This window comes from Shewanella acanthi, assembly GCF_019457475.1.
Taxonomy (GTDB): Bacteria; Pseudomonadota; Gammaproteobacteria; order Enterobacterales; family Shewanellaceae; genus Shewanella; species Shewanella acanthi.
On sequence record NZ_CP080413.1, the window covers coordinates 2,370,887 to 2,387,188 of the forward strand.

17 protein-coding genes are annotated in these 16,302 nt (G+C 46.7%); 4 read left to right on the top strand and 13 right to left on the bottom strand.

Features of this window, described 5'->3' with window-relative positions; translation table 11 throughout:
* Positions 1-84 precede the first annotated feature (84 nt).
* From recR to K0H61_RS10335, 8 genes are all read right to left on the bottom strand, one after another.
* Entirely contained in the window at positions 85-684 is a 600-nt protein-coding gene (gene recR / locus K0H61_RS10300) for a recombination mediator RecR (RefSeq protein WP_220049101.1), read from the bottom strand.
* Positions 685-695: 11 nt separating this feature from the next.
* Positions 696-1,025 (bottom strand): YbaB/EbfC family nucleoid-associated protein, encoded by a 330-nt coding sequence (locus K0H61_RS10305; protein WP_220052630.1) that lies wholly within the window; start codon positions 1,023-1,025, stop codon positions 696-698.
* A 160-nt stretch (positions 1,026-1,185) separates the two neighbouring features.
* The gene (dnaX, locus tag K0H61_RS10310; protein WP_220049103.1) at positions 1,186-4,377 is read right to left on the bottom strand and encodes a DNA polymerase III subunit gamma/tau; all 3,192 of its coding nucleotides are present in this window, start codon (positions 4,375-4,377) and stop codon (positions 1,186-1,188) included.
* Between the two features lie 131 nt (positions 4,378-4,508).
* Positions 4,509-5,060, bottom strand: coding sequence for an adenine phosphoribosyltransferase (apt, locus tag K0H61_RS10315; protein WP_220049104.1), 552 nt, complete (start codon positions 5,058-5,060; stop codon positions 4,509-4,511).
* Between the two features lie 212 nt (positions 5,061-5,272).
* Complete coding sequence (locus K0H61_RS10320) at positions 5,273-5,638, bottom strand: YbaN family protein (protein ID WP_220052632.1); 366 nt, start codon at positions 5,636-5,638, stop codon at positions 5,273-5,275.
* Between the two features lie 358 nt (positions 5,639-5,996).
* Positions 5,997-6,737: an HvfC family RiPP maturation protein gene (locus K0H61_RS10325; RefSeq protein WP_220052639.1), complete on the bottom strand. Its 741-nt coding sequence runs from the start codon at positions 6,735-6,737 to the stop codon at positions 5,997-5,999.
* A 14-nt stretch (positions 6,738-6,751) separates the two neighbouring features.
* Complete coding sequence (locus K0H61_RS10330) at positions 6,752-7,603, bottom strand: HvfB family MNIO-type RiPP peptide maturase (RefSeq protein ID WP_220049105.1); 852 nt, start codon at positions 7,601-7,603, stop codon at positions 6,752-6,754.
* Positions 7,604-7,746: 143 nt separating this feature from the next.
* Positions 7,747-8,175 carry an HvfA family oxazolone/thioamide-modified RiPP metallophore gene (locus tag K0H61_RS10335; protein WP_220049106.1) on the bottom strand — a complete coding sequence of 143 codons (429 nt, stop codon included), beginning with the start codon at positions 8,173-8,175 and terminating at the stop codon, positions 7,747-7,749.
* A gap of 258 nt (positions 8,176-8,433) precedes the next feature.
* On the opposite strand from K0H61_RS10335, the gene K0H61_RS10340 reads away from it, so the two are divergent.
* Positions 8,434-9,378, top strand: coding sequence for a tRNA-dihydrouridine synthase (locus K0H61_RS10340; protein ID WP_220052646.1), 945 nt, complete (start codon positions 8,434-8,436; stop codon positions 9,376-9,378).
* A 168-nt stretch (positions 9,379-9,546) separates the two neighbouring features.
* Positions 9,547-9,906: a TraR/DksA family transcriptional regulator gene (locus K0H61_RS10345; protein WP_220049107.1), complete on the top strand. Its 360-nt coding sequence runs from the start codon at positions 9,547-9,549 to the stop codon at positions 9,904-9,906.
* Positions 9,907-10,015: 109 nt separating this feature from the next.
* On the opposite strand, the gene K0H61_RS10350 is transcribed toward K0H61_RS10345, so the two are convergent.
* The 4 genes from K0H61_RS10350 to K0H61_RS10365 all read right to left on the bottom strand — a co-directional run bounded on the left by K0H61_RS10350 (position 10,016) and on the right by K0H61_RS10365 (position 13,655).
* Complete coding sequence (locus tag K0H61_RS10350) at positions 10,016-10,681, bottom strand: alpha/beta hydrolase (RefSeq protein WP_220049108.1); 666 nt, start codon at positions 10,679-10,681, stop codon at positions 10,016-10,018.
* A gap of 58 nt (positions 10,682-10,739) precedes the next feature.
* Positions 10,740-10,967, bottom strand: a complete 228-nt coding sequence (locus K0H61_RS10355; RefSeq protein ID WP_220049109.1) for a DUF3389 domain-containing protein — start codon at positions 10,965-10,967, stop codon at positions 10,740-10,742.
* A gap of 815 nt (positions 10,968-11,782) precedes the next feature.
* Entirely contained in the window at positions 11,783-12,271 is a 489-nt protein-coding gene (locus tag K0H61_RS10360) for an FKBP-type peptidyl-prolyl cis-trans isomerase (RefSeq protein ID WP_220049110.1), read from the bottom strand.
* A gap of 85 nt (positions 12,272-12,356) precedes the next feature.
* Positions 12,357-13,655 (bottom strand): lytic murein transglycosylase, encoded by a 1,299-nt coding sequence (locus tag K0H61_RS10365; RefSeq protein WP_220049111.1) that lies wholly within the window; start codon positions 13,653-13,655, stop codon positions 12,357-12,359.
* A 401-nt stretch (positions 13,656-14,056) separates the two neighbouring features.
* Here K0H61_RS10365 and K0H61_RS10370 point away from each other — a divergent pair, with 401 nt between their 5' ends.
* Both K0H61_RS10370 and K0H61_RS10375 read left to right on the top strand, forming a co-directional pair.
* Positions 14,057-14,419 (top strand): DUF2750 domain-containing protein, encoded by a 363-nt coding sequence (locus K0H61_RS10370; RefSeq protein WP_220049112.1) that lies wholly within the window; start codon positions 14,057-14,059, stop codon positions 14,417-14,419.
* A 48-nt stretch (positions 14,420-14,467) separates the two neighbouring features.
* Positions 14,468-15,109, top strand: coding sequence for a hypothetical protein (locus K0H61_RS10375; RefSeq protein WP_220049113.1), 642 nt, complete (start codon positions 14,468-14,470; stop codon positions 15,107-15,109).
* Positions 15,110-15,229: 120 nt separating this feature from the next.
* Here K0H61_RS10375 and K0H61_RS10380 read toward each other — a convergent pair whose 3' ends face one another.
* The gene (locus tag K0H61_RS10380; protein ID WP_220049115.1) at positions 15,230-16,177 is read right to left on the bottom strand and encodes a chemotaxis protein CheV; all 948 of its coding nucleotides are present in this window, start codon (positions 16,175-16,177) and stop codon (positions 15,230-15,232) included.
* Positions 16,178-16,302 lie beyond the last annotated feature (125 nt).

Below are 16,302 nucleotides of genomic sequence, written 5' to 3' on the forward strand. Positions count from 1 at the left end.
TAGAAGACGGAAAAAAGAAAACCCGCATAGCCGTGGCGGTGCGGGTTATTTCGATGAGTTCAGCAATTGCGCTACTGCGGTTATCTATAACGGTACGCGACCATTAAAGGATAACGCTAGGGTTGTGCTATCGACATATTCAAGCTCGCCACCCACAGGTACGCCGTGGGCGATACGGCTAATGGTCACTTGGTGGCGCCTTGCCATATCAGCAATAAAATGGGCCGTCGCTTCACCTTCCACCGTAGGGTTAGTCGCAAGAATGAGTTCAGCCACATCACCCGAGGCAAGATGGCGCTCGAGTAGGGATAAGCCCAATTCATCTGGTCCTATGCCATCTAAGGGCGATAAGTGCCCAAGTAAGACAAAATAACGACCAGAAAAATGTCCACCCGCTTCAATGGCAAGTACATCGGCTGGGGTCTCGACCACGCAAATGGTCGATGAGGTACCGCGCTTGTGGCTTGCACAAATCGGGCACAGCGACTCTTCAGTGTAAGTACGACAGGATTGGCAATGACCAATCTCACTCATCGCATTCGACAGTGAGGTCGCAAGCTTTAAGCCCACCTTTCTGTCACGCTCAAGCAGTTGAAACGCCATACGTTGGGCCGATTTTGGCCCAACTCCAGGTAAGCAACGCAGGGACTGAATTAACTCGTCGAGCAGTGGACTGAATTTCATGCTCTTCCCAATTAGAATGGCATTTTCATGCCTGGTGGTAATTGCATACCGCCAGTCACTTCGGCCATCTTGGCTTTTTGGTTCTCTTCGATTCGACGGGCAGCATCGTTACAGGCTGCGGCAATCAAATCTTCTAACATTTCTTTGTCGTCTTCCATCAGGCTTGGATCGATTTCTACTTTACGCACTGTGTGTGCACCTGTCATGGTCACTTTAACCAGACCGGCACCCGCTTCACCGACCATTTCCATGCGGGCAATTTCTTCCTGCATTTTTGCCATTCTTTCTTGCATCATCTGGGCTTGTTTCATCAGATTGCCCATACCGCCTTTTCCAAACATAGTCATTTCTCTTCTATTAAGGTGAATCGCAAGCTTTTAAGCTGGCTAATCTTACTGAAATAAATGGGATTGGCAATCAATGCCACGCTCCCAAGGGTAAACTTGTGCACTCAGTCTGAGTGATGTTCCCCCATCGGCATAACCCACGAGGTAAAAAACATCAACCTAATTGAGTGCCAGCCTCTGGCAGCGACTCGATAAGGCTACTGCGCTGAGTTAGTAATTCCTGCGGATACTGTATCGTATCGTTGTTAAGCTCGGCACCAAATCGCTTAATTAACCACTGCACATTATCATCTGTCATTAACGACTTCTGCGCCTGTTGTAACAATTCCTGATGGAAACGTTTACGCATGTCTAGCGGCGTTTCGCGGCTATTATCGCTACCTACGCTAACCAACACTTGCCTTGGGCTACCAAGGGCATCGGTTAATGCTTGTTCTAACTGCTCAATGGCAATATGTGCAGCTAAGTGTTTTTGGTCAGGTTTAAGCAGCAGTGGCAATGGGTTTTCCAATGCCTGACAAATCGAGTTGACCGCCAATTGCCGTACCCGGCCACCAATTTCAAGGCTTGCCATCAACTTGTACCAATGCAGATCTAGCGGATGACCGGTGATTGGCACCGCCAAACTGATGGCTGTAGCATTACTCATCGACGTTTCACGCGATGTAGAATGCAAAGGGATCACATTACTGGCAACTGCACTGCCTTCGTTTTGATTCTGCGGTTTACTCTCTAAGTTGTGGCTAGCGGCAAGAATTTCAATACTCGTATCGACTTTCTTCGCATTGATGGCTTCGATTTCAGTCCCTTCAATAACCGCCTTAGCCTCAGTCGATGGTACAACAGCCGGCTGCTGTTCTTGGCCGTTGACATCGGACAAGTTAGCTTCAGTACTGTCTGCCATAGGCTGAATTGCAGCCTCACCAGCCAAATTATGAGTCGCTGACCCTTGCTCTACTGAAAGTATTGGAGCTAAAGGTTCTTCCCAAGGCGGGCGATCATTGGGATCCAGTTTATGTTCCGGATGAATGCCTCGATTAGCGGTTGTGTCAATGGCCGATGTCGCAGCCTCCATCGTTGTCTCTGTTGCGAATGAAACGTTTTCAGAATGAGATTCAGGCGCAAAATCAGCATCCACATCAAGGCCAAAGTCATCATCGAAATCAATATCGCTTAAGCCACTAACTTGAGCAGGCATTTCTACCGTGCTTTCACTCATACTGTGTGACTCAGCCTTTGGTCTATTCATCGACTTCGGCTGGGATTCTGATTGGAATTGCGGCTTTACTTTGACATCAATCGAACGCTTTTTTTCTTCACCGTCCTTGGTGCTCAAGGCATCGAGGTCGGTTAACAGTAATTCACGGGCAGCTAATACTTGGGATAAAATATCATCGTCATCGAGGGCAAAGCCTGAAGAGTTGATATTTTGAGATGCAGTGATCGCAGACTGAGAGTTATCTTTAGCTAAACCACCTGAGACCGGATTACCATTTTGCAGATAATCCGTTACCGAGGCTTCTGCAATTGAGTTTCCAGTTACTGCACCTGCAGAATCAGCACTGTTCGAAACATCGGCTTGCAAGTCTTGACTTTGCACATACTCATCGCTTGGGGAATATCCATTGCTTTGAACATAATCGTAGTCAAACTCGCCCTCAGCATAATCATTCTGATAGGCCTCTAAGGGGGCTTCAGATAAATAAAATTCTGCCTCAATTGCAGATTGGGTATCGGTGGCACTATCTACGCCATCGCTAAAGGCGTCTACACTTGATGGTGTTGACGAGCTTGCGGTAGCTCCAAAACCTTGGCTCTGAGCTTGGCTTAAAATAATTTGCTGCTCAGTTTGGAGCGATGCACTTAGCGCCTCGTCATCGACTAAATCGTCTGCTGCTTCAGACTGATGAAGCGAAGGCGCCACTGAAGTTAATTCTACTGCAACGGCCTCCGACAGGGCGGCACCGCTCCGCTCAGATCCATTTGTTGGTTCACTTCCATGTTTAGCCCCGTTCCCGTGATCCATGTTTGCCTGTGGATTAGCAACTAAGTTATCTGGGGTTTGTGCCGTTTCAGACAATGACTCTCGGGGTTCAAGTGTTTTTTTTTCCAAGCTGTTTGGCTTTGCGCCTGTACTTGAAATGATTTCACTTTTGCTTTGGGTGTAGTGTTGACGGTTAGTTTGGCTCGCTTGCTCCTCAGCAGAAGCAGCTGCCGGCAAACTTACATTAGCGACATTTTCCACCTGCCAACGCTGAACACTTTTTTCAGGTACAAAGGCAACGGCACGTAACAGCGCCATTTCAAGGCCCGATTTTGGATCCGGCGCATAGGCTAAATCCTTACGGCCGGTCAGCAAAATTTGATAATAAAGCTGCACTTGTTCAGGCATTAACTGCTCGGCAAAAGCTTGAATTTGCGTGCTATAAAGGGATTGCTGAGCCGCTGCTGGCGCAAATTGAGTAAGCGTTATTTGGTGTAATAACTCGAGCAAACTACGCAGCACTTCTTGTGCATCGGCGCCATAGGCCAACACTTGGCTGCAGGTCTGCATCAACACCGCAATATCGGCATCGGTGAGTGCTTTTAACAGCCCTAATACATGTTGCTCATCGATACTGCCCAGCATAGATTGCACTTGATTGAGCATCACAGTGCCGCCGCCAAAGGCGATGGCCTGATCGGTTAAACTTAAGGCATCGCGCATACTGCCATTAGCAGCCTTAGATAACAGGTTTAAGGCTTCCTGCTCAAACGGCAATTGCTCTTGGGACAGGATATGCTCAAGCTGGTTACCTATTTCCTGCTGGGTCAGGCTTTTTAAATTAAATTGCAGACAGCGGGATAACACTGTCACGGGAAGCTTTTGTGGATCTGTGGTCGCCAGTAGAAATTTAACGTGCTCGGGGGGCTCTTCCAAGGTTTTTAACAGTGCATTAAAGCTACTTCTCGAGAGCATGTGCACTTCGTCAATGAGATAGACCTTAAATCGACCACGGGTCGGGCGATACTGTACGTTATCGAGTAATTCGCGGGTATCATCGACCTTAGTACGGGACGCGGCGTCGACCTCTATCAAGTCCACAAAACGGCCTTGGGCAATTTCGACACAACTGCCACACACACCACAGGGGGAAGCGGTTACGCCCTTCTCACAGTTTAAGCCCTTGGCAAAAAGCCGCGCTAAGCTGGTTTTACCCACACCACGGGTGCCAGTAAAAAGGTAAGCATGGTGTAAACGCTGCTGACTCAAGGCATTGGTTAATGCATGAAGTACATGGCTTTGACCAACCATTTGTTCAAATGTGGCAGGTCGCCATTTTCTGGCTAACACCTGATATGACATGTCACTCCCCAATGTGCAATATAAGAATGGCGTGGTACAAATAAGGGGATCGCGCCCCAGGATAATGGCAAGATAACATGTCACTTAACGACATGCCATTAAACTATCCCAAGGCGCCTTTAGCTGAAGAATTATTCGCCTTCAAACTCACAAAGTTTAACCAACTCAAGACCTAAGGCTTCTAAACGCGCTTCACCGCCTAAGTCAGGTAAAGAGATAACAAAAGCCGCATCGTTTACTTCACCGCCGAGTTGACGGATAAGTTTCACAGTGGCTTCGATGGTACCGCCAGTGGCTAATAAATCGTCCACCACCAGTACTTTATCACCGGAGTTAATTGCATCGGTGTGGATTTCTAAGGTGTCGTGGCCATATTCAAGCTCATAGCTTTGGCTTACCGTAGCACGGGGTAACTTGCCAGGCTTACGCACGGGCACAAAACCGATACCTAATGCTAGCGCTAGAGGTGCCCCGAACAGGAAGCCACGGGCTTCAGTACCCACAACTTTAGTAAAACCCTGCTCACGGTATTGTTGATACAACAAATCAATCGTGGCTCTGTAGGCTTGCGCATCTTCGAGTAGACTGGTCACATCGCGAAAAAGAATCCCTTCCTTAGGATAATTTGGAATGGTTTTAATGCTCTGTTTTATCAAGGATAAGGTTTCGGTATTCATAGCCATTTAATTTACTTCAAAAGTTACTTAATCATGCCGCCATACTATTTGCAGGCAATAAAAACAAAACGTCCACAGCGAGTGTGGACGAGCGTTGTAATTCGCACCAAGCTTATGCCGCTTTGTCTAGAGTTGCAACAACCAGCACACTCTAGGGTCAATTTGGTCGATATTTTGTGCCTTAGATCAAATCAGGGTTAACACAAAATCGCGCTAAGTCAGTCAATTTCCGGTATTGATTTCAAGTACCAGAGTAGGCCCAATGCCATTAACAGTAGTAAAAACTTCACCCACACAATAGGCACAATGGCGATACTGATACAAAAACTCAGTCCCGTTAACCACATCGCCTTTTTCTTCAGTGTAGGGCGCATAGCCCGTTTCTCTTGCCACTGCAAAAGTGCATCGCTAAACCAAGGATGGTTCATTAACCAATGGTGTAAGCGCTCGCTCGAGCGCGCAAAACAAAAAGCCGCGAGCAGAATAAAAGGCACTGTCGGCAGCAGAGGCAACACAATACCGAGCAATCCTAGGGCCAGAGCTAAACAACCTAGCAATAGAAAGAAACCACGCTTCAGTACCATAGTGTTAAAAAGCCCCAAATTGAAAAACAAAAGCCACTCATTGAGTGGCAGTATTATACTCAATTTGAGATTAAAACCCGCTTAAATTAAACCAAATTGCTTTAACAAAGTCAGGCTGGCAGGCAGCGTAGGCAATAGTAAGACTAGAATAAAACCGATGAAATACATAAAGTTAAACGGGTCTTTAAACGGCTGACTGCTCATTACAGCTCCTCAAATGTGTGTAAGATTTAGTTTGCAGAAATTAGACAGTGACCGAGATCACAAAATGCGCGCCATTGTAGCCGCTAAAGTAGCCAATAAAAACACTTTTATTGTGTGGGTATTAATTTTTTTGATGATTTTTACTACATTTCGCTTAGTGTGCAGCCAATACACCTTTACCGACTAATTGTTCAACTAAGGGTAAACAGCCAGAAACCAGTGTGGTTTTATCCATCTCGGGATACGTAACATTGAGCCAATCGATGAGAGCAGCAAACTCTACTCTTCCCTCCTGTGCGATATATCCCAGTACTTGAGCGCTTAATGGCGTTAACTGTAAAAATGTCACGTCACAATCTTCATCCTGATAAAGACAGAAAAAGACCGGACTGGATAAAGGGGCACTTGGACGAAAGTCAGGGCTTATTTGATGCACAGGATAATGATACTGCGCTACCCTTGCCGAAATGCTAAAGCTGAGTATTGCGGTTTTAATGTCACGGGGCGTCGTGCTCTGCGTCTTTGGTTCGGCTTTCGCAGTGGCGACCACCAGTTCCAACCATTCATAGTGGGCCAGTTCCAGCATAAATTGAGGATCATCTTCCTTCTGCTGGTACTCGAACTGCAAAAAATGTAAAAACTCCCCCGCGATATCAATAAAAATCGGTGACTGACAATCATGTTGACTGAAGAACGCCTGCACGAGGTCAAGCCATTGGTTAGCAGAATAAAGACTTTTTAAGACAGGAAAACCATTAGATACAAAACCAAATACATTATTAAAAAAGAGCTCGCGATAAACCTGCATCCGCTCAAAGGCAATCCCTTTAGGCAAAGGGTTTTCGGGATTACGGATATAGTCCATAAAGACTTGCTGATGGGCCTTAAAATCCATTTGTTTCGTCTGGTTCACGAGGCAAACCTCTTTTCTACACTCCCCGCTTGCAGCGCAGCGTCTTGGAAAAGGTGAATTTGCTCGATTTCGTTGATAAGCTTTGCTGTTTCCGGCAGATTAAAATCACGCTCTAACAGGGTGGGAAATACCCCATGGTGGGCATAACACTCCTGCAAAAGTTGCCATACGGGGGAATTAATCTCGCTGCCGTGAGTATCAATCAATAAATCTTCTGCCTGTTGATAGTGCCCAGCAATGTGCAAATAAGCGATACGCTCGCTGGGCATCGCCTTCAAAAATGCACTGGCATCGTATTGATGATTCACCGAATTCACATAGATATTGTTTACATCCAGCAGCAATCGACAATTTGCCTCATCTAGCACCGCTTTAACAAATTCAAGCTCTGTCAGCTGCGCTCCAAGGGCGGCATAGTAGGAGACATTTTCGAGGATGAGCGGCCGCTCTAAAATATCCTCGACCTGTTTTACCCGATTTACCACATACCTTACGGCGTCATCGGTAAAGGGAATGGGCATTAAATCGTAGAGATGACCAAGGCCTGAGCAATAACTTAAGTGCTCCGAGTAAACCTGAATCTGGTGTTCATCTAAAAAGGTTTTGATGCGGCGGACAAAGTCGACATCAAGCGGTGCCGGGCTACCGATGGATAAACTTAATCCATGGCAATAAAATGTGTGCTGCTCGGTCAATTGTTTAAATTGCTTGCCGTATTTGCCGCCTAAGGTCATCCAATTTTCGGGGGCAACCTCGAAAAAATTGATTGGACTTGGTACAGCATTGCAAAATTCACTGAGCATTTCCCGCCTAAGCCCAAGGCCGACGGTGCCAAGATGTGATTGCATATTCCCCCTAATACTTAAGCCGTACTGCGTATAGACCTGAAAATGTAATTACAGCTCAACTCGCACGTCAATAAGCGAAACATAAGGCCAGCGTCACCTGGCCTTAATGTAAAACCAGCAGGTTCTGAGCTAGAACACCTTTGTTACTTGACTTCTTTTTTAACGGCGTCGGTATTCGCTTCAACTTTGTCAGCGGCTTTTTTCATCTCACCACCGCATTTACCTTCTTGCATTTTGTCGGCCGCTTTTTTCATGTCGGCACCACAAGTGCCCTCTTTGGCTTTGTCTGCAGCGGCTTTCATCTGAGCGCCACAACTGCCTTCTTTGGCTTTATCACCCATCGCTTTCATTTCAGCGCCACATTTACCCTCCTTGGCTTTTTCGGCTGCGGCCTTCTTCATATCTTCACCGCATTTGGCTTCACCGCATTTCCCTTCTGAGCCCACAATTTGATAACCCGCATCCATGGCTTCAAAGCCAAAGGGATTGGTTTGTGCGTTAACAGTAAAAGCCGAGCCTACCACTACCGTTCCTAACGCCACTGCGACTGCTGTTTGTTTGACTGTTTTCATAACCTATCCTTCTTGTTTATTGAGTAATAAAGACCAACAACAGTTTACGAAGCTGGTTTATCAAAAAGACCCGACTCCAGCTAAATTCATTTCAAAAGTAACACTAAATCACAGAAATGGACAAAAAATCGAGGTAGGCAACCTCCATTTAAGGGCATATTCACAATATTCCAGGGACGTTACTTGCTGTGCTACTTTGTAACCCATGGCCAATAGGATAGAATGCACGCCCTTTATAAACTGATGTGGGTAGTGGCAGTGCGCGTAATTTTGGCTCCGATGGAAGGTGTTGTAGATGATTTGATGCGGGATATCCTGTCTTCAATCAACCCATACGATCTCCTTGTTACTGAGTTTGTTAGAGTCGTTGACCAGCTGCTGCCAGAAAAAGTATTTTTAAAGCTCTGCCCTGAGTTACTCAACGGCGGCTTTACCCCATCGGGCACACCTGTGCGTGTGCAATTACTCGGGCAAGAACCCCAATGCATGGCCGAAAATGCACTGCGCGCTATCGAGCTTGGCTCCCACGGCGTAGATGCCAACTTTGGCTGCCCAGCAAAAATGGTTAACCGCAGCAATGGCGGCGCCGTGCTCCTGCAATACCCTAATACGATTCACGATATTGTCCGGGCCATGCGTCAGGCCGTTCCTAAGGAGCAGCCCGTTACCGCCAAAATCCGGTTAGGGTATGAAGACAAGTCCCTATTCATGGAAAATGCCCTCGCCGTATATGAAGCGGGTGCGACTGAACTTGCGATTCATGCCCGCAGCAAAGTCGATGGTTACAAGCCGCCTGCCTATTGGGAATACATTACCGAAGTAAGAAACCGCCTGCCGATCCCCGTGATTGCCAACGGTGAGATCTGGAACAGTGAAGATGCCAAGCGCTGCATGGAAGTCACTGGTTGCGACAGCATTATGATTGGCCGCGGCGCTATCTCGCTGCCTAACCTTGCCGATACCATTAAGACAGGTGCAGTGCCCTATAGTTGGGAGCAAACCTTAGGCCTAATGTTAAGTTACACCCAAAGGGAACTCAGTGGTCGTAAAAGCGATTATTATCCCGCCCGCATTAAACAGTGGTTCAGTTACTTAAACCGCCAATATCCTGAGGCCGATACCCTGTTTAGGGAATTAAGGGTATTTAAAACCACTGAAGAAATCGTGCAGGTATTAGAAAAAGCACAACAATCACTGAATTAATCCCCAAGATTGATAGCATTACAGCATTATCCGTTGATAGAGGGATAAATTGTTATGTCAATCAATGTAAAAAACTGAAAATCGTCTCGAGACTTGATCTTTATCATAGTCAGTCAGGGTTAAAACATTAGACTGAAAACTAATGTCATCTAACACAGGCGATTTTTCGTGAGTATCACCCACATCAGACAAGAATTGTCAGAGCTTGAAGTGAGTCTAAGGAAGGAAATCGACACGCTCCCACAGTTTATTGATGTACTGGGAGCCCAAAACCCCCACCTTAGCCTAGGCGAAATGATTGATAGGCTCGCATCGAGCCACCTTACCGAGCATCCACTGTTTTTGCGGTTAAATCGCCTCGATGCTGCCCTATGCCAATTGGATTTAGGCCTCTATGGGCTGTGCTCCGATTGTGAAGCCGAAATTGAGCAGGTACGCTTGAACCAAGATCCCACCGAGCAACGCTGCAGCGCCTGCGCCGAGCATTATCAGCATGAACACCGCCATGAGCTGCGCTTAAGCCATTAATGTAAAAATGATGGGAAGTTTGCTCGGTGCAAATGAACCAAAAATCAATGCCACCCGAGGGTGGCATTTTTTCATTCTGGCACGCGTTAGGATGACAGCGTTTGAACACTTAGCTAAGCAGACGCAGCTGTAACCAAGTACTGATATCTTTTAATTGCGCAGGAATGACCGAATGGGGCATGGGATAAGTTTGCCACTGCACTTTGTAACCCGCGTCCACTAAAGCATCCTTAGCTAACTTGCCGGCAAATAATGGCACTACATCGTCCTGTTCACCGTGTTGATGCAATATAGGCGTGTCCTTATTGGCGGCGCTTAACTGGGCAGGCAGCACGTCTCCAGTTGGCAAATAACAAGAGAGTGCCATAATCCCCGCAAGCTTATGCTCAAAGCGTAGACCGGTGAAAAGACTCATCACGCCGCCTTGGCTGAAACCTGCCAGCACAATACGCTCACTTGGAATACCTGCAGCAATTTGCTCTTCAATCAGCGCTTTAACACTCAGTTCCGATGCCATCACGCCCTGCATATCGGCGCGATCGTGCAAATCCATACTCTTAATGTCGTACCATGCGCGCATGATATAACCGCCATTAATGGTTACCGCTTGCTCTGGGGCATGGGGGAAAAGAAAACGAATGCTATGCCCCGCGGGTAACCCCAATGCGGGTACCACGGGCGCAAAACCGGCCCCCGAATCCCCTAAACCATGTAACCAAATCACCGCCGCCGTGGCGGTCGTTTGCGGCTCAACAACAATTCTTTCCAGTGTCATGCTGACAAATCCTTCATAAAGCTAAATTAAAAAAGCGCTATTGTTCCTAGTCTTACGGCTATTGCACCTCTACTCCTAGGATTTCGGCCAATGTGTGAAGCTGGATCTCATTATCTAATTTAAGGCTCCAACGCACCGAACCCCCATTGGCAATTAACATTGGGGGGGAATGACGCAGGCTGATATCCTCAGCCTGCGATTGCAGCACCACATTGGCAACATTTAGGCGAAGCTGAACTTCATGCTCAGTCACAATCAGCTTCCCCTGCGAAAAATCGATGACCATCAAATACACCCACTCTGTGTTAACGCGCGCCATATTAACAAAGATATCAAAAGAGTGTGACCTTTCCCGAGCAAATTTAGCGGCCAATAAGACGTCACTATGGCTAACAGGGAGAATCGAAGGGTGCGAATCTCATTAAGTGCAAATAAGACAATCTTGGCGATAAACCACGGGCTTTAAAGTCAGAGGCTGTTCAGTTTTGTGGCCAATAAACGTTGATTACATTTTTGTGTGGTGTAAATGCTGTCGTTTTCTGGCATCTCGTTACAACCCTCGCGTAGAATCGCCCTTAAAAAGCTGGATAGCTAACGATAGTTAATAGTGTACTGTACTCTGCACTCCTTGAGCGTGAGTAAATATGTCGCGTTAGGTTTAGCTTACCGACTTAGATTGCGACGACTATCCAAGCACATACCCAGCCCTATATCTTGTTAATACGGACGACTATGCCAATTCGTTTATCAACCCCATCAAATCCATCGAGCCTGAGCAAAGCGCTCTTTGGTGCTCAGCTGGTGTTCGCTGCAGGCGTTACACTTGTCAGTCACAACACATTTGCCCTCGCGCAGACGCAACTCATTCACCACGAACAACCCCAAATAACGACGCAGAAGCAAGGAGAGCCTCGATAGACTCTTCAGTGATGTTGCATTGACTGCGCACCATGATGACTAAACTAACCTTTATTAAGCAATGACCGTCAAACGGATAAATAAAAAGCCCAAACCTAAGGTTTGGGCTTTTTATTGCGATTAATTTAAAACTTAAATTAATCGACTTAAAGGGCATCTCGCGTGAAGATTAGCCCCTTAAGATTAGTGGTGATGGCCACCTACCCCGTGGGCATGACCATGGGCGATTTCTTCATCGCTAGCATCGCGAGCACCTACGATTTCGATATCGAAGGTCAGTTCGCGACCCGCTAATGGATGGTTAACATCCACAGTCGCCATAAATTTACCCACCTTAACGATAGTCACTTGACGTTGACCATGGTCAGTATGCACCACGGCTGTCATACCTGGTTTCCACGCAGTTGCGCCTAATAAGTGTTTTACCGATACGCGTTGCTGCGCCGCTTCACCTTCGATGCGCTCACCGTAGGTTTCTGTGCAAGGTAAAGTCACTGTAAACTTTTCACCAATGGCTTTGCCATTAATCGCGTTTTCTACACCTGGCATCATGTTATCGTGACCATGTAAATAGGCGATTGGCTCACGGCCTTCGTTAGTCTCAATCACATCGCCTTTTTCGTCGCGCAGGGTGTAATTAAACTGCACAACCATATCGTCTTTAATGCTCATCGAATATCCTTTGATCTACTTCGATTTTAAATGTCGGCCGAGCTTAACAAAACTGGCCCTGCCACTCCACTGTTTTATCCCAAGCTTAGAGGGCGATACCGAGTGCATTAAAGACCTCGGGGCTTGGAAAACCATCGGCAATCATATTATTACTGCGCTGGAAAGCTTGGATCCCAGCAACCGAGTTACGCCCAAGCACACCATCAGCGGCGCCAACATCAAATCCCGCCTCATTAAGTTTGGTTTGCAGTAACTTAACCTGCTCACGACTTAAACGGGGAAGATCCGGCGGAGTCACCTTGAGCGGCTCACCACCCATAATCCGGTCGGCCAAATGCCCTACCGTAATGGCATAAAACTCCGAGCGGTTCCAACGCATAATCACGTTAAAGTTTTCATAGCCTAAAAACGCGGGGCCTGTATGACCGGATGGCAAATACAGTGCTGCCTTCATGGGCAGAGAAGGCAGCAGTTTACCGTTAGTTTCACGCACTGATTCGCTAGCCCATACGGATAAAGGTTGCGCCTGCTTTGCCCCTAAATGTTGATAATTAAAATTCGCGGGCAGCGTTACCTCACGCCCCCAGCGCTCGCTGCGCTGCCAACCAAGCTGTTGCAGGAAATTTGCCGCAGAGGTTAAGGCATCGGCGGTGCTGTTCCACAGATCGGCCTTGCCGTCACCATCGCCATCAATGGCATATTTCGCATAGGCCGATGGCATAAATTGTGTATGGCCCATCGCCCCAGCCCACGAGCCGACCATGGTGGACTTATCAAAGCCATATTTTTCTTTGAGTTTAAGAGCTTGCATCAGCTCAGTAGTGAAATATTCAGCGCGGCGTTGCTCACAGGCGAGTGTCGCCAGAGAGTCCAGCACCGACATTTTGCCCTTATAGGTGCCATAGTTAGTCTCAAGTCCCCAAAATGAAAGTAGGTACTGAGGCGGCACGCCATATTGTTGCTCTAAGCGATTTAACAGTGCGCGGTTTTCACGAAGCAAACGCTGTCCTTCACTGATGCGCCAGTCGGTAGCGCGTTTCGTAAAGTAACTATAGAAAGTTTGGCTAAATTCAGGTTGAGCGTTATCTAGCTCTATCACCTTAGGGACAAATTGCAATTTCGCCACTGTGTCCATAACCGTATCATCTGAAATCCCTTCACGTGTGGCGCGATTTTGTAACTGCACTAAGCAATCATGGAATCCAGCAGCATTTGCCTCAATAAGGGCGTTAATGTCCACGGTTTTCACCGGTTTCGGGGGCTGAATTTGGGGGACTGGTGTTGGTGCGACTTGAGGCGTAACCTTGGTACTTGAACAGGCGTTGACACCTAAAGATGCCGCAATACAAACACTTAAATAGATAATTCCTTTCACGTTAATCAAAACGATGACTCCTAAATATACAGCCAAGGCGCTTCTTGGCGACAACAGGCAATGCCCAATAGAAGTGGCATTCACCGCGTGGGTTGAGAACGGCTACCATAAAATGCAATGAATTAAACATAGCCTTAAATACGCATCGGCAGCGAACTATATAAAAAATTGATTTCTCCCCCACAGGAAAATCACACAGCCTTGGTTCAAATCGAGCTATAGCAAGGCTTTGCCCCAACATCCTGACCGATAGCGACGAGTAACACAATGGTTAAAAGCTTAAAAGCGCACATATAATCGCTTTTTGCTCAGTTAAGCAACATCGACGAATTCTTACCAAAGAATCCCTTGGCCTCAGAGGATGTTGCCGTATAATGAGTGAGTTAACAGCATACTCAAAGAGACCTACCATGACTGAAATGAATGCGGCTTTAGCTGGCTTTATCGATAACGTAAAACAACATCAAACCCTGTGGGGCCTGATGGATGAAACTGGCGAAGGTTGGGTTGTTTGTGACTCGGGTGAATACGAAGACACAGATGTGATGCCATTATGGTCGACTGAGGCACAAGCCAAGTCACATTGCACCGAAGAATGGAAAGATTACCAAGCTGTTGCGATTACCTTAGATGAATTTCTGGAATACTGGGTATCCGATCTGAACGATGACGGCGTATTAATTGGCGTTGATTGGCAGACAGACGAAGACTGTTTAGAACTTGACCCAATCGTGCTGGCCAAAGATTTAGTCGATGTTGAAGAACTTAAATAACATCAAGCCTGCATTACTGACATCAAGGAATGGGGTATTCCAACCTTGATGTCATCCCCTCCCCAAATCGATATTCCCTTCGATAGGCGCTATCAATGTTGGTTTTGTGGTGAACCCTGCCGCAAAAACTTAGCCTATTATGCCGAAGGAAATGCCCCTCACCCATCACTTGCACTGCCCGCCTGTGATGAATGTGTAAAACTTGCTGAAAAACAACCGCTCACTTCCATTTGGGAATGCCGAGTCGCTGTTAAAGATGCCCTCATGCGGATCTACGCTAAGCATTTAGCCATTGGCATTAACTGGACAGAAGAAGAACTTGCCGAGTCGGAGTTTTCCTGCAAAGTCTTTGCAGGCTTTAAAAAAAGCGCTTGGATGATGTACCAAATTGCCCGTGATAGGGTTAATTACCCCGGTTGGCCTATTCACATCGATGGGGTCGAGCTGGATTGTCAGCATAACAGCACCAGCTTTGAATTTGATGGGGTAAATTACACTTCAGTACATGCTGCAATTCACTATTACAGTCAGCAATTTACCTTAGACAGTGAGTTTTTTGCCAAGCTAGTGAGACTCGTTGGCAGACAACGTTTTGGCTTTGCATTGCGTCTGGCGCGTATTCATATCGCCTCAGCCAAAGAGATGAAACGCCAAGTCCTCGCGGAAGTGCAAGCCGACGTTAAAGACTAACGTATTGAGATGACGAGGCTTAAAGCCTCGCGAGATCTGATGTGAACATAACCCTTAACAATGCGTTGTCTCATAGCGCCAATAGCTCTGGGGTCATCCTAGAGCGAAATTCGATCTGCGTTAGGTTTTAGCCAACACCTCTTTTAAACGTTCTTGAACCACTTCTACCAACATATCCGGTTGGAATTTTGAGATAAAACGATCGCAACCTACCTTTTCAACCATGGCATTATTAAAACTGCCACTTAAGGATGTGTTTAAGGTGATAAACAAGTCTGACATCGCGCTATCATTTCGTACTTCGTAGGTTAGGCGATAACCATCCATTTCGGGCATTTCAGCATCGGTGATCATCATTAACAGCTCATTGGGAATATCCTTGCCCTCATCCCGCCATTTCTGCAGTAAATGCAACGCTTCTAAACCATCGGACGCTTCAATTAATTCGATGCCAAGATACCCAAGTGTTTCGCGAACTTGACGTCTAGCGGTAGAAGAATCATCAACGATGAGTATTTTACGACCTTGCATTTCCGACAACAAATGCTCATCCAACACTCCGTCTGATAGACGTACATCATAGTGAATGATCTCCGACAGCACTTTCTCAACATCGATAATGGAAACCAACTGTTGCTGCCCCTGGTAATCAACACGCGTTATTGCCGTCAGATAATTATTTCTTCCTGCGGTTTTGGGTGGCGGCAGAATATCGCTCCAGGTCATATTTACAATGTGTTCGACTTTTCCCACTAAAAAGCCCTGCACACTGCGGTTATATTCGGTAATGATCATGTTGGCATCAGTGGCTGGCGGTATCGGATTAAAACCAATGGCCCCGCGAAGGTCAATCACGGGAATGGACGTACCGCGAATATTGGCCACGCCCGAAATATGAGGATGGCTGCCTGGCATTGCGCTTAAAGCTGGAAGTTTGACGACCTCTTTGACTTTAAAAACGTTGATGGCAAAAAGCTGAGTAGAATTTATTCTAAACAGCAACAGCTCGAGTCGATTCTCACCCACTAATTTGGTGCGTTGATCAACTGTTGATAACACATTTGCCATAACGCCATCCTAACAGTGGCTAAAAGAGCCCTAATCTGCATTTACCCATGAAGACACAATTATAGTGCGGGATAAAACAGACTATCCGTGCTCAATATCGATTTATCTAAAAATAACAATCAGTC